Source organism: Pseudomonas sp. PMCC200344, assembly GCF_030053095.1.
Taxonomy (GTDB): Bacteria; Pseudomonadota; Gammaproteobacteria; order Pseudomonadales; family Pseudomonadaceae; genus Aquipseudomonas; species Aquipseudomonas svalbardensis.
Window position 1 is genome coordinate 6,007,043 of the sequence record NZ_CP125618.1, and the last position, 18,274, is coordinate 6,025,316.

15 protein-coding genes are annotated in these 18,274 nt (G+C 60.7%); 8 read left to right on the forward strand and 7 right to left on the reverse strand.

Annotation, left to right across the window (positions count from 1 at the left end):
• Positions 1-70: 70 nt before the first annotated feature.
• The 6 genes from QFW87_RS27595 to pilG form a co-directional block, all read right to left on the reverse strand.
• Positions 71-526 carry a chemotaxis protein CheW gene (locus tag QFW87_RS27595; protein WP_283189327.1) on the reverse strand — a complete coding sequence of 152 codons (456 nt, stop codon included), beginning with the start codon at positions 524-526 and terminating at the stop codon, positions 71-73.
• Positions 519-6,425 carry an Hpt domain-containing protein gene (locus QFW87_RS27600; RefSeq protein WP_283189328.1) on the reverse strand — a complete coding sequence of 1,969 codons (5,907 nt, stop codon included), beginning with the start codon at positions 6,423-6,425 and terminating at the stop codon, positions 519-521. Before QFW87_RS27600 ends, QFW87_RS27595 begins: the two co-directional genes overlap by 8 nt.
• Positions 6,426-6,477: 52 nt before the next feature.
• A complete protein-coding gene (locus tag QFW87_RS27605; RefSeq protein WP_283189329.1) occupies positions 6,478-8,535 on the reverse strand; it encodes a methyl-accepting chemotaxis protein in 2,058 nt (685 codons plus the stop codon).
• A gap of 145 nt (positions 8,536-8,680) precedes the next feature.
• Positions 8,681-9,229, reverse strand: a complete 549-nt coding sequence (locus tag QFW87_RS27610) for a chemotaxis protein CheW (protein ID WP_283189330.1) — start codon at positions 9,227-9,229, stop codon at positions 8,681-8,683.
• Positions 9,230-9,239: 10 nt separating this feature from the next.
• Entirely contained in the window at positions 9,240-9,605 is a 366-nt protein-coding gene (gene pilH / locus QFW87_RS27615; RefSeq protein WP_008068134.1) for a twitching motility response regulator PilH, read from the reverse strand.
• A 57-nt stretch (positions 9,606-9,662) separates the two neighbouring features.
• Positions 9,663-10,067, reverse strand: coding sequence for a twitching motility response regulator PilG (gene pilG / locus QFW87_RS27620; RefSeq protein ID WP_008152601.1), 405 nt, complete (start codon positions 10,065-10,067; stop codon positions 9,663-9,665).
• Between the two features lie 234 nt (positions 10,068-10,301).
• Between pilG and gshB the strand changes: the two genes are divergently transcribed.
• The 8 genes from gshB (at position 10,302) to QFW87_RS27660 (ending at position 17,554) form a co-directional block, all read left to right on the forward strand.
• Positions 10,302-11,255 (forward strand): glutathione synthase, encoded by a 954-nt coding sequence (gene gshB / locus QFW87_RS27625; RefSeq protein WP_140675026.1) that lies wholly within the window; start codon positions 10,302-10,304, stop codon positions 11,253-11,255.
• Between the two features lie 77 nt (positions 11,256-11,332).
• On the forward strand, positions 11,333-12,232 hold the full coding sequence (locus tag QFW87_RS27630) for an energy transducer TonB (RefSeq protein WP_283182025.1): 900 nt from the start codon (positions 11,333-11,335) through the stop codon (positions 12,230-12,232).
• 312 nt (positions 12,233-12,544) lie between these two features.
• Positions 12,545-13,474, forward strand: a complete 930-nt coding sequence (locus tag QFW87_RS27635) for a transposase (RefSeq protein ID WP_283180508.1) — start codon at positions 12,545-12,547, stop codon at positions 13,472-13,474.
• Positions 13,475-13,657: 183 nt separating this feature from the next.
• Entirely contained in the window at positions 13,658-14,230 is a 573-nt protein-coding gene (locus QFW87_RS27640) for a YqgE/AlgH family protein (RefSeq protein ID WP_046045231.1), read from the forward strand.
• Positions 14,230-14,667 (forward strand): Holliday junction resolvase RuvX, encoded by a 438-nt coding sequence (ruvX, locus tag QFW87_RS27645; protein WP_005792259.1) that lies wholly within the window; start codon positions 14,230-14,232, stop codon positions 14,665-14,667. The genes QFW87_RS27640 and ruvX overlap by 1 nt, the downstream gene beginning before the upstream one ends.
• Before the next feature lie 83 nt (positions 14,668-14,750).
• Positions 14,751-15,254 (forward strand): bifunctional pyr operon transcriptional regulator/uracil phosphoribosyltransferase PyrR, encoded by a 504-nt coding sequence (pyrR, locus tag QFW87_RS27650; RefSeq protein ID WP_033060467.1) that lies wholly within the window; start codon positions 14,751-14,753, stop codon positions 15,252-15,254.
• Between the two features lie 27 nt (positions 15,255-15,281).
• A complete protein-coding gene (locus QFW87_RS27655) occupies positions 15,282-16,286 on the forward strand; it encodes an aspartate carbamoyltransferase catalytic subunit (protein WP_007897943.1) in 1,005 nt (334 codons plus the stop codon).
• Positions 16,283-17,554: a dihydroorotase gene (locus tag QFW87_RS27660; protein ID WP_008152614.1), complete on the forward strand. Its 1,272-nt coding sequence runs from the start codon at positions 16,283-16,285 to the stop codon at positions 17,552-17,554. The genes QFW87_RS27655 and QFW87_RS27660 overlap by 4 nt, the downstream gene beginning before the upstream one ends.
• A 96-nt stretch (positions 17,555-17,650) precedes the next feature.
• Here QFW87_RS27660 and QFW87_RS27665 read toward each other — a convergent pair whose 3' ends face one another.
• Positions 17,651-18,082: a TM2 domain-containing protein gene (locus QFW87_RS27665; RefSeq protein WP_283182027.1), complete on the reverse strand. Its 432-nt coding sequence runs from the start codon at positions 18,080-18,082 to the stop codon at positions 17,651-17,653.
• Positions 18,083-18,274: the final 192 nt, after the last annotated feature.

The following is an 18,274-nucleotide window of genomic DNA, read 5'->3' on the forward strand; positions in this document are numbered from 1 at the left end:
GCTCGCTCCCACATTGGATTTGCGGCGTACACAAAACCTGTGGGAGCGAGCCTGCTCGCGATGGGGCTCGTCAGGTCAACCCGGCATCCAACAGCAACTCCTCCAACGCCAACAAATTCGGCACCTTCGCCACTTGCTCGCCCACCTGCACCGCCGCCTGTTCTAGCGAACATAACGGCACATCCACATAGCTCAACTGGCTATCAAGCTTGTAAGACCGCGGAATCCCCTGCACCAGCAACGCAATGAATTTCAAATCGGGCCGCCCACCGAGCGCATTGAGAATGACAATCCGCGCCCGCTCACCGATCACGATTTTCTGCCCGCACGCCGACTCGAAACTCAGCAACGGAATCTGCCGGTTCCGCCACATGACCCGCCCGAGGTACCACGGCGGCGTGTCGAGGTCGAAGGCGCTGGGCTGGTAATCAATAAGCTCCGCAACAGCGACGTTGGGCAAAATCAGGTTACGGTCAGCCAAGGGCAACAGCAGCCCGGTGAGGTTGCTAGTGCGGTGCTCAAGCATGGGTTTTGCTCCACAGGGTGATGCTTTCGAGCAGCACCGATTCCTGGTACGGCTTGCCGAGGTAGTCGTTGACGCCGATGGCCATGGCGCGGTCGCGGTGTTTCTGCCCGGTGCGGGAGGTGATCATGATGATCGGCAGGTGCTGCAGACGTTCGTCGGCGCGGACCTGGGTCGCGACTTCGAAGCCGTCCATGCGCGGCATTTCGATGTCCAGCAGCATCAGGTCAGGCATGTGATCTTCAAGCAGCAGCATGGCGTCGACACCGTCCTTGGCGGTCAGCACGTTCATGCCGTGGCGTTCCAGCAGACGGCTGGTGACTTTGCGCACGGTGACCGAATCGTCGACCACCAACACCAGCAATGGCTTGTGCGGCTCGACCTCCGCCTCCTGAGTCGCTGACTGTTGCGGCACTCGGGCCTGCATCGCACGGATCGGCGCCAGCAAATCGAGAATCAGCACCACCCGCCCATCGCCGAGAATCGTGGCCCCGGACAACCCCTGCACCGCCGCGAATTGCGGGCCGAGGCTTTTGACCACGATCTCGCGAGTGCCGGCCATGGAGTCGACTTGCACCGCGATGTGCCGCTCGTTGCACTGCACCAGCAACACCGGCAGCGGCAGGCTCTGACCCAGCAGTTTCGGGCGGTGGCTGGTTTTCAGCAGTTCGCCGAGGTAGCACAGTTCATAGTGTTGCCCGGCGTATTTGTAGGTCGGCGGATCGAGCCGGTAATGCCCTTCAAGTTCGTTGGGCAGCACGCGAACGATGCCGTCGATGGTGTTCAGCGGGATCGCGTACTGATCATCAAAGCACTGCACCATCAGCGCCCGGTTGACCGACACGGTAAACGGCAGGCGAATCCGGAAGTGCACGCCCTGCCCCGGCACAGAGTCGATGCTCATGCTGCCGCCGAGCTGCCGGACCTCTTCATGCACCACGTCCATGCCGACGCCGCGTCCGGAAATCTGGGTGATTTTCTCGGCGGTGGAGAACCCCGGTTGCAGGATGAATTGCAGCACATCGCGGTCGCTGATGTCGCTGTCCGGGGCCAGCAACCCGCGCTTGATCGCCTTGCGCCGCACCGCGTCCAGCGGCACGCCGGCACCGTCGTCGCGGATGTCGAAAATGATGTCGCCGCCCTCTCGCGACAGGTCGAGCGTGATACGACCCTGAGCCGGTTTACCCGCCGCGATACGCACCTCGGCGGATTCCAGGCCATGATCCACGGCGTTGCGCAGCATGTGTTCCAACGGCGCGGCCATGCGTTCGAGGACGTTGCGGTCCATCTCGCCTTCGGCATTGCCGACGATGAACTCCACATCTTTCCCCAACTCGCCGGAGACCTGACGGACGATCCGCTTCAAGCGCGGCAGCATCCGCTCGAACGGCACCATGCGCGTGCGCATCAGGCCTTCCTGCAATTCGGTGTTGATGCGGCCCTGCTGTTGCAGCAGGTTTTCCGCGTCCTGATTGCGTCGGTCGAGGGTTTCCTTGAGGTCGAGCAAGTCGGAGGCGGATTCGAACAGCGCGCGCGACAGTTGTTGCAACTGTGAGTGGCGGTCCATTTCCAGCGGATCGAATTCTTCGTAGCCCAGGCGTTCGGCTTCGACTTGCTGGCGGCTGAGAATCCGCCCCTGGGTTTCAGTATCGAGACGGCGCAATTGGTCGCGCATACGCTCGATGGTGGTTTCCATTTCGCTCAGAGTCACACGTGCATCGTTAACCTGTTGTTCGATCCGGCCACGGAAAATCGACGTTTCGCCGGCCAGATTGACCAGATCGTCGAGCAGCTCTGCCGAGACCTTGACCATGTCCGCGCCGGCATCGGGTTGCGCTGCGGGCGTCTCGACTTTCGGCGTCGCGGACACCACGACCGATGGTGGTGTTTCGGGCACCGCCGGATGACTGAAATTCTTGATCGCGTCGATCAGTTGATCGGCGGGCGGCAATGGCTGACCGGCACGGGTCGCGTCGAGCATCTGCGCCAGTCGGTCGTGGCTGCTTTGCAACAAGCCGAACAACGCGGCGGTGGGTTGCAGCACGCCAGCCGACAGGCCTTCGTAAAGAAATTCCAGCTCATGGGCGAGGTCGCCAATCGGCGCGATTTCCACCATCCGCGCGCCCCCCTTGAGGGTGTGCAGGTCACGCAGCAGGGTTTCCACTTCCTGACGATTCGACGGCTCGACCTGCCAGCGCACCAGCGCCGCGCCGGAGTTTTCGATGATGTCGAAACCTTCCTCGAGGAAGATCTCCAGAAGCTCCGGATCATGCCCTGGTGAATCCTCGGCCCGTGCCGGTTCAACCGTTTCAACAGCGCTGGTGTTGCCCTGGCGAAACTCGCGAATGGCCTCGATCAGCTCACCCGGATTGCCCAATGGCCGCTGGTTCTGCAACTGATCAAGCAATTGCGCGAGCCGGTCATGACTGTGTTGCAGCAAGTTCGCCAATGCTTCGCTGTAGGCGTAACGGCGGTCCACCAGACCTTCGTAAAGGGTTTCCAGTTCATGGGCCAGCTCACCGACCGGCTCGACCTCGGCCATCCGCGCACCACCTTTGAGGGTGTGCAAATCGCGCTGCAACGACAACAACGGCGCAGCGTTGTCCGGGTCGCTCAGCCAGCGCTGCAAGGCCTGGCCGGCGCTTTCGAGGATATCCACCGCCTCTTCGAGGAAGATCGAAACGATCTCATCGTCCAGCTCAACCTGGGTCGCGGTCTGCTCCAGTTCGGCCGTGGCGCTACCCAGTTCCCGAATGCTCAACGTGCGGCTGCCATCGCTGCGAATCAGCCCCATCGCCGACGGATCCAGGCTCTCATCGAGCAACCCGCGCAAGGCCCTAATGCGCTCCGGTTGCGGGCTGACTTCCTGACCGGCGGCCAGTTCGTCGAGCATGTTGATCAACGCTTCATGGGCACTTTGCGCCTCATGGAAAAACGCCTCGCTGACCGCCAGACTGCTTTCTTCCACCGCACCATAGAGGTCGAGCAAGGCTTCGCAGAGTTCATCCACCGGATGCAGATCAGCCAGGTGGGCGCCTTCGCCGAGGGTGGTCAATTCATCCAGCAATGCGCTGAGTTCCTGACGCTCGCCGGGATGTTGCTGCCAGCGTTGCAACAGGCTTTCGGCGTCGAGCAGGATGTCCATGCCTTGGGCGAGGAAGTTGTTGATCAGTTGCGGATCACGCTTGATGCGCAACCCGGTATTCGGTGCACTCAGGAGCGTTTCCAGCCGCTCGGCCAGCAACGCCTGGGTTCGCTCGATCAATGAGCGGGCACCGGGAATATCCGCCAATGAATCAGTCTTGAGCTGTCGCAACCCGAGACGGAACAGTCCTTCGGCTTCGAGTAACAGTTCGACTTCGTCCAGGTCCAGGGCGAGCAGGTGCGCCTTGTACTCTCGGGCCAGATGATCCAGCGGTGTTGCCAGCTCGGCGATCGGCAATACGCCAGCCATGGAGGCGCTGCCCTTGAGGGTATGCAGCGCCCGCTGCAACTCGTCGCTGGCCTGCAATGGCACGTGCTCGGCGGCTTTATCGAGGAAGCGGTTGAGGCTGCCCAAATGGGTTTCGGCTTCGTTGCGGAAGATCTCAAGCAGCAGCGGATCGAGGGCTGCGACGTCTTGTGCGTCCTCGTCGAGTATCGGCTCGTTGCCCTTGGCCAAGGCGTGGGCGCGTGCGGCCAATTGGTCAACGTCGTTGCGCTGGCGCTGAGCATGGTTGGCAAACTCGGCCACCAGTTCCGGCAGCAGATTAAGCGCATCGCCCAGCAGTTGTTGCACCGCCGGCCCCGGCGGAACGCTGTGTTCCAGCACACGGTTGAGCAGGTTTTCCACGGACCAGGCCAATTCGCCCAGCACCAGCGCGCGGACCATCCGGCCACTGCCCTTGAGCGTATGGAAGGCCCGGCGCAGTTCGCTCAGGGCCGATTTATCGTCGGGATTAACCGACCAGCGCGGCAGGTACTCGCGGAGGATTTCCAGGACTTCATCGGTTTCTTCGAGGAACACTTCCCGCAGCTCATCGTCCACCGGTTCTTCACCGGCGGGCGGCGGCAGCAAGCTTCCCGGGGTCGTCAGGGCAGGCGGATTGACGGAGGACACAGGGCTGGCCAATACATCGGCCAGTGACTTGACGGTCTCAGGGTCATCCAGTTCCTGCAGATCCTGCATGACCTGCGCTTCACTCGGGCTGAGCACATCTTCAAGCACCGGCACCTGCTGCTCGCTGGGGAAAAAGCCGAGTGAGGCCAGGCTCTTTTCCGCGACGTCGAGCAACTTTTCGCCCGGCGCTTCGGGGTCGTCGCTGAGGCGCTCCAGGTAGTACTCGATGCTGGTGATGACGTCGGCCAGGCTGTCCAGTTCCTGCCAGCCGGGATGATCCGGATCCAGCAGCAGGTGCTCGCGGATGAAGTGGTTGCACGTTTCGATCAGACTCGCTGCACGGCTCAACGGAATCATCGCCAGCGCACCGCGCACCTGGGTCAGCAAGGCCGGCAATGGCTGCAAGTGCTGGCGGTCCCAGTCGGCGTCGATGTAGTCGACGATCATGTCCTTGGCCTGTTGCAGGCAGATGCGCACTTCCTTGATCACGATCTGATGGATCTGGGTCAGGTCGGTGGTCGGCAGGCGGCTTTCTTCCTGGCTTTCCGGCTCTACGGTGCCGACCATGCCGGCGAGGGTCGCCTCGACGTAGAGCAAAGCACCGGCGACGTCCATGAGGATCGCGTCATTGGGCTCACGCTGGCCCTGGACGAGGCTCAGCACCACCGCCAGTTGATCGATGATGACCTTGCGTGGCTGGCCGAAACCGAGCACCGCCAGGGTGTCGGCGATTTGCCGCAGTGGCGCCAGCAGGCTTTCGAGGTCCGAGGTGTGCTGGCGGTCGCTGCGCACGAACAGGTCCAGGCGTTCCTTGACCCGCACCAGCTCTTCACACAAAGCGGCCAACACCGAGCGCATGGCATCGCGGTCGGGACCGGCCAGCCGTGCTCGTTCTTCATCGACCATCGCGCTGTCAGGCAGCGCGTCGTCAAGTGAGTAGCGATCTTTCATGGTCAGCATCTGCCCGGTGGGATGTTCGGCCTTGGCAATGTAGAACAGCAAACTCTTGAGCAACTCCAGCGGTGCTGGCTGATTGATTCCGGGCATGCCCTGTTCGAGCAGGCGCTTCAGTTCTTTGTCGGCCTCCTTGAACAGACTGCGCAACGCCGGACTGTTAGCAATCGAGCCGCCGCGCATGCCTTCGACCAGCGCCGAGGCGACTTGCCACAACGGGCTCAGGGGTGCGTTGCCGCACAGTCCTTCGAGGCGCGCAAAGACCTTGGTCAGGTAATCGAAGTTGGTTTCGCCGTCCTGCTCACGCAGCAATCCGACCAGGGCCATCTGCAACATCTGCCGCAACTTGCGCAGCACATTCGGTAAATCCTCCGGTTCCAGCAGCGCCAGCGACTCTTCGTCCAGGGGCGGCAGCTCCGGCAATTGCGGGCTGAACAGGCTGGTTTCCGACAACAGGCTTTCGCCACGGGCGCTGCGCAGATCGTTGATCAGTGGCAACACGACCAGCGGCAGGTCGCGGCGCGCACCTTGCACCCGGTCGAGGTAAATCGACATCTGCCCAAGGGCTTGCAGCAACAGGTGGAGCGTCTCATCGCGATGACTGACGCGGTTCTGTTGCAAGGCGGTGGTCAGATGTTCCATCTCTTCGGCGAGCAGCGCCGCGCCGTAGAACTCGACCATCTGCAAACTGCCGTGAACCTGATGGACGCACGCCAGGCATTCACTGAGCGCGTGCGTCGCCTGCGGGTCATCAAGCAACGTTTCAATCGCCTGGTGAGCCACTTTCAGCGTTTCGGCAATCTCGCCTTTGACCCACTCGAGGGCCACATAGTCGTGCCGATCACCCATAACCACTCCAAATCACTGCTCTACTCAAAAAAAGCATTCGCTCGCAGGCGTTTCACACTGTATCCGCAGCCTGCGCCTTGGCGGCCGGCAAGGTAAAACCGGACACCGAACGCCGCAGCTGGCTGGCCATTTTCGCCAGGTTGCCAATGCTCTCGGCGGTGGCGGTGGAGCCGGACGAGGTCTGCGTGGTGATCTGCTGGATCACGTTCATCGTCAGGGAAATCTGACCGGCCGAGGACGTCTGTTGCTGCGCTGCGTTGGAAATACTCTGGATCAACGCGGCGAGGGTCTTCGACACGCCTTCGATTTCTTCCAGGGCCACTCCGGCATCCTGCGCCAGACGAGCGCCACGCACCACTTCGGTGGTGGTCTGCTCCATGGAAATCACCGCTTCGTTGGTGTCGGTCTGAATCGCCCGCACCAGGGTTTCGATCTGCCGGGTGGCGGCGGACGAGCGCTCGGCCAGGCGCTGGACTTCATCGGCGACCACCGCAAAACCGCGCCCGGCATCACCGGCCAGGGAGGCCTGGATCGCCGCGTTGAGCGCAAGGATGTTGGTTTGGTCGGCAATGTCATCGATCAAGCTGACAATGTCGCCGATTTCCTGAGAGGACTCACCGAGGCGTTTGATGCGCTTGGCGGTGTCCTGAATCTGCTCGCGAATATTGTCCATGCCGTGGATGGTGTTGTGCACCACCTCGTTGCCCTTGTTGGCGATTTCCACCGAGCGTTCGGCCACCGCCGATGATTCGGCGGCGTTGGCCGAGACCTGATCGATGGACTGGGCCATGTCGTTGATCGCGGTGGAGGCTTCGGCAATCTGCTGCGCCTGATGCTCCGAAGCCTGGGCCAGGTGCATGGCGGTGGCCTGGGTTTCCTGCACGGCAGCAGCGACCTGGCCAGCGGTGAGGTTGATGGTCGCCACCAGATCGCGCAGTTGGTCCACGGAATAGTTGATCGAGTCGGCGATGGTCCCGGTGAAGTCTTCGGTCACCGAGGCGGTCACGGTGAGGTCGCCGTCTGCCAGGTCTTCGATCTCGTCGAGCAGGCGCATGATCGCGTTCTGGTTACGCTCGTTCTTCTCGGCGGTTTCGCGCAACTGACGATTGGTTTCGCGAACCATCACCAGGCCAATGAGGATGATCGACATCAGTGCCAGCAGGCCCAGTACGTAGCCGCCAATGGTGTCGGTGTCGCGCCCGCCGGCCAGGTTTTCGAAACCGCTGGCCAGGTGCGAGGCTTCTTCGAGCAGGGTCTGCGACAGGGTGAAGATATTGGTGGCCGATTCACGGACCTTGAACAGCTCCGGCGAGGTTTCGAGGATTTCATCCACCGAACCCGAGACGAATTCGAACAGCTCGGAAATCTCGATCAACCGCGCGCGCGCATCGCGGTCTTCAACCTGGCTGACTTTCAGTGACGGATTGCCCTGGAGCATGCCGTTGAGCACCTGGCCGAATCGCGCCGCATCACGACCGAAGGCGTCGGCGGCCTGCTGCGAGTTTTCATCACCGGACAGCACGGTGTTCACCGCGCCGAGAATCCGCTCAGCCAATAGCGACTGGCGCTGCGCCATGGCCACCTGCGCGGCCGGGGCACCGCGCTGGAGGAGGGTTTCGACGACTTTTTCGTACTCGACCTGCAACTGCGGCACGGTTTCGGCCAGGGTCGCGGCGACTTGATGCAGCGACAGCACGGTCTGTTCGCTGGAGAGGATCGCGTCGGTGTTTTTCAGCAAGCGTTCCCAGTCCAGTTGCACGGCGCGCATTTCCGGGCGCACGGTGGACGGCGCCGGCGGCAGGCCGGTGGCGGGATCGCCTTTCTTCAGATAGCCCCAGCGTTGGGCAAAGTCATTACGCGCATCGCTCAGCAGCTTGAACGCCGCAGCCTTGCCCGCAGCAGCTTCGGTGGCGTTCTTGGCAATGCGCTGGGACAGCACGCGCAGCTCACCGGCGTGGCCGATGTACTGTTTGTCGTACGTGGCCTGGGTGTTGAGGTACGCGAAGTTGGCGAACAGCAGCATGATGAAGACGATCAACGCGATGAACAGCGCGATGATCTGTGACCGGCTGCGCGACCCTTCTGGCTTGCCTGTTTTTGCTTTTATCATCGGTAACCAACACCCTTAAAGATTGCCGAAGAACCTGTGGGAGCGAGCTTGCTCGCGATGACGGACTGACAGTCAGCATCTATGTTGATCGATAAACCGCCATCGCGAGCAAGCTCGCTCCCACATTGAATATGGGCCATTGCGGTTATAGCGCGACGTGCATGAAGCTTTGCGACTGCACCAACGCAAACGGGCTGAACACCTGCCAGGTCTGCTCACGCTGAAACTGGCCTTGGATGAACGGTGCAATCGGGCCGCTCAAGGTATCTACCGGTTCCAGGCTGTCCTGGGCAAAGTGCTGCAAGCCGAAAACCTCATCGACCATCAACCCGGTAAACACCTCGTTATGCTCCACCACCAATACCCGGCGCTGCTTGCGCACGGCTGACAGCTCATGCCCAGGCTCATTACCAGAAAAGAAGCCGCACAAGTCGATGATCGGCAACAGACGCCCGCGCAGGTTGGCCACTCCCTTGACCCAGGGTCTGACCCCCGGCAGCTGGGTATACCTCGGCTCGTGCAACACTTCGCTGACCTCGCCCATCGGCGCGACGTACCAGTGCTCGCCCAGACGGAAGCCGATGCCGCTCCAACTGTCCTGTCGGGTCGGCTGGGACGGCAAGTCAGCCGCCAGCAGACGACAACGCTGGTCGATCTGCAGCAGCAGTTCGAAAGCCGTCAGCGACTCGGTCATGGCCGGACGATCAACCGGCCAGTACGTTGTTCAGGGTTTTGATCAGGGTTTCTTCGTCAACCGGTTTGGTCAGGTAGTCCTTGGCGCCCTGGCGCGTGCCCCAGACTTTGTCCGTTTCCTGATCCTTGGTGGTAATGATGATCACCGGGATGTGCCCGGTTTCCGGGTCTTTGGTCAGCTGACGGGTCGCCTGGAAACCATTGAGGCCAGGCATGACGATGTCCATCAGAACGGCGTCGGGTTTTTCCTGACGGGCCAGGGCCACGCCGTCGGCGCCGTTTTCGGCTTTCAACACTTCGTGACCGTGCTTTTCCAGCATGCCGGTCAGTTTGTACATTTCGGTCGGCGAATCATCGACGATCAGAATACGTGCCATGGTCTTCCCCATTTTTGTCGACGCCGGGCCCGCTGGCCGAGCGTCACTGTGCGTGTCCTACTGCGGCAAAACGGCGGCGAAGCCCGGTACATGGGCCTGGATCGCGTTCAGCAGTTCTTCCTTGCTAAAAGGCTTGGTCAAAAACTGGTCGGAGCCGACGATGCGCCCCTTGGCCTTGTCGAACAGCCCATCCTTGGACGACAGCATAATCACTGGCGTGGACTTGAACGCACTGTTGTTCTTGATTAAAGCGCAGGTCTGATAACCATCCAGACGCGGCATCATGATGTCGACAAAGATGATGCCGGGGTGATTATCGGCAATCTTGGCCAGGGCATCGAAACCATCGATGGCGGTGATCACTTCACACCCCACGTTCTTCAACAGCGTTTCGGCGGTACGGCGAATCGTCTTCGAGTCGTCGATCACCATGACCTTCAAGGCGCTGGAATGCTGTTCCATAAATGCTCTGCCGTCGCCTTTGCGAATCAAATTGTCCATTTCCGATAACCGGAGGCTCGAAACCCTTGATGCTCAAGGGCCAGCGCGATATGGCAGCCTTTTTAGCACAGTCTCCAAAACCAATCTATCGGCCAACCCTGGCAGTGGTTTTTCCTTGACCGGGAACACACTCAGCGCCACTCTGACGCCACTTTTGCAGGTCACTGCGACCCACCCAATTTCGAGGAAAAACCCATGAGCGTTCGCGTCGGGATTGTCATGGACCCTATCGCCAGCATTTCCTATAAAAAGGATAGCTCGCTGGCCATGCTGCTGGCCGCACAGAAGCGCGGCTGGGAACTGTTCTATATGGAACAGGGCGATTTGTACCAGGCCGAAGGCGAAGCGCGGGCGCGGATGCGTCCGTTGAAAGTCTTTGCCAACCCGGAAAAATGGTTCGAACTCGACGCCGAAACCGACGCGCTGCTGAGCGATCTGGACGTGATCCTGATGCGCAAGGATCCGCCGTTCGACATGGAATTCGTCTACTCCACCTACCTGCTGGAGCAAGCCGAACGCGCTGGTGTGCTGGTGGTCAACAAGCCGCAAAGCCTGCGTGACTGCAACGAGAAACTGTTCGCCACGCTGTTCCCGCAGTGCACGCCGCCGACCATCGTCAGCCGTCGCCCGGATGTACTGCGTGAATTCGCCGACCATCACGGCGACGTGATCCTCAAGCCGCTGGACGGCATGGGCGGTTCATCGATCTTCCGTCACACCGCTGGCCACCCGAACCTGTCGGTGATCCTCGAAACCCTGACCCTGCACGGCAAACAGCAGATCATGATCCAGGGTTACCTGCCGGCGATCGTCGATGGCGACAAGCGCATCCTGATGATCGACGGCGAACCGGTGGATTACTGCCTGGCGCGAATTCCTGCCGCCGGTGAAACCCGTGGCAACCTCGCCGCCGGTGGCCGTGGCGAAGCCCGACCATTGACCGAAAAAGATCGCTGGATCGCCGCACAAGTCGGCCCGACCCTGCGCGAAAAAGGCCTGCTGTTCGTCGGTCTCGACGTGATCGGCGAGCACCTGACGGAAATCAACGTCACCAGCCCGACCTGCATTCGCGAGATTGATAACGCGTTCGGCACCGACATCGGCGGCCTGCTGATGGATGCCATCGATCAGAAGCTCAAGGCCCGTTGATATAGAACAGCCAAGAAACGACCAACATTGCGTTATCATCCGCGGCCTGTGAAAAACGCGATGTTGGTTTTTTTGTCATGACGCTCCCGTCCGATCTGCCCGCTGAACTCGCCCATCGTGGCGTGCGCCCGGCTGATCGCCTCGGTTTTACCCTGTTTCTCGCGGCGCTGATTCACCTGGCCTTGCTGTTGGGCGTCGGCTTTACGATGGTCGAACCCAAGCAAATCAGCAAAACCCTGGAAATCACCCTCGCCACCTTTAAAAGCGAAAAGAAGCCTGAGAAGGCCGATTTCCTCGCTCAAGAGAATCAGCAAGGCAGCGGCACCCTGGATAAAAAGGCAATTCCCAAGACCACCGAGGTCGCGCCTTTCCAGGACAACAAGGTGCAGAAAGTCACGCCACCGCCAGCGGCCAAGCCTCAAGTGCAGGAAGCCGCACCGAAGGCAGCCGTGACGACCGTCGCGCCCAAGCCGAAAAAGGCCGCGGCCAAAACCGAAGAACCCAAACCCGTCACCAAACCCGCAGTCGCCGCTCCGACGTTCGACAGTGAACAGCTGTCCAGCGACATCGCCAGCCTGGAAGCGGAGCTGGCCAGCGAACAACAGTTGTATGCCAAGCGCCCGCGCGTCCATCGCTTGAGCGCCGCGTCGACCATGCGCGACAAGGGCGCTTGGTATAAGGATGAGTGGCGCAAGAAGGTCGAGCGCATCGGCAACCTGAATTACCCCGACGAAGCGCGACGCAAGCAGATCTACGGCAATTTGCGCCTGATGGTTTCGATCAACCGCGACGGCTCGCTCTTTGAAGTGCTGGTGCTGGAGTCGTCCGGACAACCGCTGCTGGATCAGGCCGCGCAGCGCATCGTGCGGCTGGCGGCGCCGTTTTCACCGTTTACCGGGGATTTGTCGGATATCGATCGTCTGGAAATCATCCGGACCTGGAAGTTTGCCCGTGGGGACCGGTTGTCCAGCAACTGACACCCCACAAATCCCCTTGTGGGAGCGGGCTTGCTCGCGAATGCGTTCAATCATTCAACATTAATGTCGACTGGCACGATGCCTTCGCGAGCAAGCCCGCTTGTGTCTTGCGCAGGAATTAGACTGAGGGTGAGAGCGGTGAGTGGCAAGCTGAATGCCCGGAGTGCTTAAAGCACGTGTGGGAGCCCATGCTGCCATTCACCTCTCCGCTCTGGTTATTGAGCCCGAACAGTTGAACGAGCCGACCTCGAACATTACAAGCGTGGTGCCCAGCCAGAGCGCTCTCACCTTTGAGTGTAAGAGGGATCGGCTATGTTTTCCTGCGCAGGCATCGATGTTTCCAAAGATACCCTTGAAGTTCGGATTAACCCGCAAGACGTTGGCGCGAGTCACCTCAATACCGCCAGTGATTTCCTTGCGCTGATTGACTGGTTAAAGCGCTATCAGGTCAGCCGCGTATTGCTGGAAGCCACCGGCGGCTATGAGCGAGAGGTCATGAAAGCGCTTCAGGCTGCCGGCTTCGAAGTCTTGCGGATCAACCCTCGCCGAGCCAGGGATTTTGCCAAGGCCATGGGGCAGCGCGCTAAAACCGACCCGATAGATGCGCGGCTGCTCGCGCAGTTTGCCGAAGTCATAAAGTCGCCAAGCAACCGAATCACCAGCCCTGAACAGGACAATTTGCGTGCGCTGGTACAGCAGCGCGAAAATTTTGTTCAGCAGCAAGGCGACGATATACGGCGCCTTAAAACAGCCTCTGCTGACACGGTAAAACCCTGTCTGCGAAGTCATATCGACTATTTATGCCAAGCCATAAAGTCGATAGAAAAGCTGATCCGTCAAACTGCTAAAGACCTGGACAGTGATAAAACGGCCCGTTTGTGCTCGGTCAAGGGTATAGGGCTCGTGACGGCAGCCAGCTTGATGGCCTACTTACCCGAGCTGGGCGAGGTTGGACGGCACGAGATTGCAGCGCTGGCAGGCATAGCCCCCTACAACGACGACAGTGGCAAGCATGAAGGCCCCCGCCACATTAGCGGCGGCAGGTTTGCTGCGCGTCGGGCAATGTACATGGCGTGCTGGGTGGTGATTCAGCGACAGCCTGAGTTCAAAGCGCGGTATGACGCACTGCGTCATAAGGGTAAATGCGCAAAAGTAGCGCTCATCGCCTGTATGCGTGTGTTGTTGATACGGCTGAACGCCATGATCCGAGACCGAACCGAGTGGAAAGAACCCTTGGCCTAAACGGGTCGCGGTGTTCCTGTAGGGCATCGCATGGCCTAAAGCTGTGGGAGTTCAGCCGTCTATCAATATGCTTTCAAAATAAAGGTCATCAAGACAGTTGCTCCCACATTTGATCTGTGTCGACTGCCAAATTGCGCCATCCTCAGCTTGTCAGTTCGCCCCTCCAACGCCACACTAGCGCTCATGAAGAACGTCAGCCCCAGCTACCTCAAGCATCAATTCCTGATCGCCATGCCTCACATGGTCGACCCGAACTTTGCGCACACCTTGACCTACATCGTCGAACACACGGCCAATGGTGCCATGGGCCTGGTGGTCAATCGTCCGCAAGACCTCAACCTGGCCGATATCCTCGAGCAACTGCGCCCCGACATCGAACCGCCGGTGCTCTGCCAGCATGTGCCGATCTTCATCGGCGGCCCGGTGCAGACCGATCGCGGTTTTGTTCTGCACCCCTCGGGGCAGAGTTATCAGGCCACCGTCGAGCTCGATGAGAAACTGGCTCTGTCGACCTCTCAGGATGTGCTGTTCGCCATCGCCGACGGCGTCGGTCCGGCGAAAAGCCTGATCGCCCTCGGATACGCTGGCTGGGAAGCCGGGCAGCTGGAAGCCGAACTGGCCCAGAACGCTTGGCTGACCTGCCCGTTTGATGCCGATATTTTGTTCAACACCAGCAGCGAACTGCGCCTGGAAGCAGCGGCCAAGCACCTGGGCGTCAACCTCAGCCTGCTGACCAGCCAGGCGGGACACGCCTGATGGCCCTGCGCCTGATTTTGGGTTTCGACTACGGCACCAAACAGATCGGCGTTGCGGTCGGCCAGGTGATTACCGGCCAGGCCCGCGAGCTGTGCACCTTGAAGGCACAAAACGGTATTCCCGACTGGAATCAGGTCGAAGCCCTGATTAAAGAGTGGAAACCCGATGCCGTGGTGGTTGGCCTGCCCTTGAACATGGACGGCACGCCGAGCGACATGTGCCTGCGCGCCGAGAAATTCGCCCGCCGCCTGAATGGCCGCTACAACCTGCCCTTCTATACCCACGATGAACGCCTGACCACTTTCGAAGCCAAGGGTGAACGACGTGATCGTGGCGGACAAAAGGGCAGCTACCGCGACAACCCGGTGGACGCCATCGCCGCCGCCCTGCTGCTGCAAGGCTGGCTCGACGAAAACACCGCACTGTTCGAATCCTGAAGAGCCGCTGCAGCGTCTCTACTTAGCTACAACCCGAGCCACCTCTCCAGCAGAACCCGGCTCGGGCCCAAGAAGGAGCAACCATGAGCCTGCCCAATCCCGTTGAACTGATCAGCCAGATGGCGACCCGGCTTGACGCCTATCTGGCCAAACGTGGCATCAGCGAACCGCGCTACATCGGTATTCGTACCGGCGGCGTCTGGGTCGCCCAGGCGTTGCTCGATGAACTGGGCAGCGACTCGCCCCTCGGCACCCTGGACGTCTCCTTCTACCGCGACGACTTCAGTCAGAACGGCCTGCACCCACAAGTGCGCCCTTCGGCGCTGCCGTTCGAGATCGAAGGCCAACACCTGGTGCTGATCGATGACGTGCTGATGAGCGGCCGGACCATCCGCGCCGCCCTCAATGAGCTGTTCGACTACGGCCGCCCGGCCAGCGTGACATTGGTGTGCCTGCTGGACCTGGACGCCGGCGAGCTGCCGATCCGCCCGAACGTGGTCGGTGCGACCCTGTCGCTGGCAGCCCACGAACGGGTGAAACTGTCCGGCCCGGAACTCAAGCTCGAACTGCAAGACCTCGCCCTTTAATTCGCCCTATTGAGAGTCCCCCTCGCGATGACGCCTCTAGAAACCAAGCGCCCGCTGCAGCTCAATGATCAGGGCCAGCTGCGCCACTTCCTCTCGCTCGACGGTTTGCGCCGCGAGCTGCTGACGGAAATCCTCGACACCGCCGACTCGTTCCTCGAAGTCGGCGCCCGGGCGGTGAAGAAAGTCCCGTTGCTGCGCGGCAAGACCGTGTGCAACGTGTTCTTCGAGAACTCCACCCGCACCCGCACCACCTTCGAACTGGCGGCCCAGCGGCTGTCGGCGGACGTGATCACCCTGAACGTGTCCACGTCATCGGCGAGCAAGGGCGAAACCCTGCTCGACACCCTGCGCAACCTGGAAGCCATGGCCGCCGATATGTTCGTCGTGCGTCACGGTGATTCCGGCGCGGCGCACTTCATCGCCGAACATGTCTGCCCGCAGGTGGCGATCATCAACGGCGGCGACGGCCGTCACGCCCACCCGACCCAGGGCATGCTCGACATGCTCACCATCCGTCGGCACAAGGGCGGTTTCGAAAACCTTTCCGTAGCCATCGTCGGCGACATCCTGCACTCGCGGGTGGCACGCTCGAACATGCTGGCACTGAAAACCCTCGGTTGCCCGGACATCCGCGTGATTGCGCCGAAAACCCTGCTGCCGATCGGCATCGAGCAATACGGCGTGAAGGTTTACACCGACATGACCGAAGGCCTGAAAGACGTCGACGTGGTGATCATGCTGCGCCTGCAGCGTGAACGCATGACTGGCGGCCTGCTGCCGAGCGAAGGTGAGTTCTACCGCCTGTTCGGCCTGACCACCGCGCGCCTGGCCGGAGCCAAACCGGATTGCATCGTCATGCACCCGGGGCCGATCAACCGCGGCGTGGAAATCGAGTCGGCGGTGGCCGATGGCCCGCACTCGGTAATCCTCAATCAAGTCACCTACGGTATTGCGATTCGTATGGCTGTGCTGTCCATGGCCATGAGCGGGCAGACTGCCCAGCGCCAATTCGAGCAGGAGAACGCCCAGTGAAGCTCAGCATTCTCGGCGCCCGCGTCATCGATCCGGCCAGTGGCCTGGATCAAGTTACCGATATCCATATTGAAGCCTGCAAGATCATTGCCCTTGGCGCCGCGCCGGCCGGTTTTGTCGCCGTCGACACCCTCGACGCCAAAGGCCTGGTCGCCGCCCCTGGGCTGGTTGACCTGAACGTCGCCCTGCGCGAGCCGGGCTACAGCCGTAAAGGATCAATCGTCAGCGAAACCCGCGCCGCCGCAGCCGGTGGCGTCACCAGCCTGTGCTGCCCGCCGAAAACCAAACCGGTGCTGGACACCTCGGCCGTGGCCGAACTGATCCTCGACCGCGCCCGCGAGGCCGGCAACACCAAGGTTTTTCCGATCGGCGCCCTGAGCAAAGGCCTGGACGGCGAACAGCTGGCCGAACTGGTTGCCTTACGCGACGCCGGTTGCGTGGCCTTCGGCAACGGTCTGGACAGCTTCCGCAACACCCGCACGCTGTGCCGGGCGCTGGAATACGCCGCAACATTCGACCTGACGGTGATTTTCAACTCTCAGGACCATGACCTGGCCGAAGGTGGCCTGGCCCACGAAGGCCCGACCGCCAGCTTTCTCGGTTTGCCGGGCATTCCCGAAACCGCCGAAACCGTGGCTCTGGCCCGAGATCTGCTGTTGGTCGAGCAAAGTGGCGTGCGTGCGCACTTCAGCCAGCTCACCAGCGCCCGTGGTGTGGCCCTGATCGCTCAGGCCCAGGCTCGTGGCCTGCCGGTGACGGCCGATGTCGCCTTGTATCAGCTGATCCTGACCGACGAAGCGCTGATCGACTTCAGCAGCCTCTATCACGTCCAGCCACCGCTGCGCACCCGCGCTGACCGCGACGGCCTGCGCGAAGCGGTGAAATCGGGTGTGGTATCGGCGATCTCCAGCCATCACCAACCCCACGAGCGGGATGCCAAACTGGCGCCGTTCGGGGCCACCGAGCCAGGCATCAGCAGCGTTGAACTGCTGTTGCCGCTGGCGATGACGCTGGTGGAGGATGGTTTGCTGGACCTGCCAACACTGCTGGCACGTTTGAGCACCGGACCTGCCGAGGCGTTGCGCCTGCCGGCGGGCAAACTGGCGGTAGGGGGACCGGCGGACATCGTGCTGTTCGATCCGGCGGCTTCGACCGTGGCTGGTGAGACCTGGCTGTCCAAAGGCGAAAACTGCCCGTTCATTGGCCACAGCTTGCCGGGCGTGGTGCGTTACACCTTGGTGGATGGGCGTATTAGCCACCAGGCGTAAGACCGGGTCGCTACAATCGCGAGCAGGCTCACTCCCACATGGACCGCATCAACCCTGTGGGAGCGAGCCGGCTCCGGGCGGCGATCCGACGATGACTTACTGGAAAGCACCTCGGTTCTGCGCATTGCGAATCGACACCTGATCATTCAGCGTCCAGAAGTCATACAGCACCCCCAGAAAGAACAACCCACCCGTCACCAGGTACAGCAATCCGCTGATCCACTTCCCCTGATACATCCGGTGCACGCCGAACACCCCAAGAAACGTCAGCAGAATCCACGCAACGTTGTACTCAATAGGCCCGGCGGTAAAACGCAGGTCCGCTTCACGATCCATGGCCGGGATCAGAAACAGGTCGATCAGCCAACCGATACCCAACAAACCTAAGGTGAAGAACCAGATCGTCCCGGTCACCGGCTTGCCGTAATAGAAGCGATGAGCGCCGGTAAAACCCAAAATCCACAGCAGGTAACCGATCACTTTGCTGTGGGTATCTTGTTGCGGATCGGACTGTTGATAGGTGTTCATGAGGGTCCTCGTTTCATACGATAGATAAATATTCTTGAATTCTTTGTGACTTTTTTACAGGTGGCCGACGTATGGCATCTGCTACCTTGTGTCCCGTCAAAGCCTTATACCACCTGACTTCTGTCCGACAATTGCGTCAATTTTCTGCTTATTTGGTTCCGTTGTCCGAAAGTTGAATCGACCAACGGCCTC

Excerpts from the sequence above, each read along its gene's own strand:
- QFW87_RS27595 (WP_283189327.1), bottom strand. The coding sequence starts at position 526 with ATGCTTGAGCACCGCACTAGCAACCTCACCGGGCTGCTGTTGCCCTTG.
- QFW87_RS27600 (WP_283189328.1), bottom strand. The coding sequence starts at position 6,425 with ATGGGTGATCGGCACGACTATGTGGCCCTCGAGTGGGTCAAAGGCGAG.
- QFW87_RS27605 (WP_283189329.1), bottom strand. The coding sequence starts at position 8,535 with ATGATAAAAGCAAAAACAGGCAAGCCAGAAGGGTCGCGCAGCCGGTCA.
- QFW87_RS27610 (WP_283189330.1), bottom strand. The coding sequence starts at position 9,229 with ATGACCGAGTCGCTGACGGCTTTCGAACTGCTGCTGCAGATCGACCAG.
- pilH (WP_008068134.1), bottom strand. The coding sequence starts at position 9,605 with ATGGCACGTATTCTGATCGTCGATGATTCGCCGACCGAAATGTACAAA.
- pilG (WP_008152601.1), bottom strand. The coding sequence starts at position 10,067 with ATGGAACAGCATTCCAGCGCCTTGAAGGTCATGGTGATCGACGACTCG.
- gshB (WP_140675026.1), top strand. The coding sequence starts at position 10,302 with ATGAGCGTTCGCGTCGGGATTGTCATGGACCCTATCGCCAGCATTTCC.
- QFW87_RS27630 (WP_283182025.1), top strand. The coding sequence starts at position 11,333 with ATGACGCTCCCGTCCGATCTGCCCGCTGAACTCGCCCATCGTGGCGTG.
- QFW87_RS27635 (WP_283180508.1), top strand. The coding sequence starts at position 12,545 with ATGTTTTCCTGCGCAGGCATCGATGTTTCCAAAGATACCCTTGAAGTT.
- QFW87_RS27640 (WP_046045231.1), top strand. The coding sequence starts at position 13,658 with ATGAAGAACGTCAGCCCCAGCTACCTCAAGCATCAATTCCTGATCGCC.
- ruvX (WP_005792259.1), top strand. The coding sequence starts at position 14,230 with ATGGCCCTGCGCCTGATTTTGGGTTTCGACTACGGCACCAAACAGATC.
- pyrR (WP_033060467.1), top strand. The coding sequence starts at position 14,751 with ATGAGCCTGCCCAATCCCGTTGAACTGATCAGCCAGATGGCGACCCGG.
- QFW87_RS27655 (WP_007897943.1), top strand. The coding sequence starts at position 15,282 with ATGACGCCTCTAGAAACCAAGCGCCCGCTGCAGCTCAATGATCAGGGC.
- QFW87_RS27665 (WP_283182027.1), bottom strand. The coding sequence starts at position 18,082 with ATGAACACCTATCAACAGTCCGATCCGCAACAAGATACCCACAGCAAA.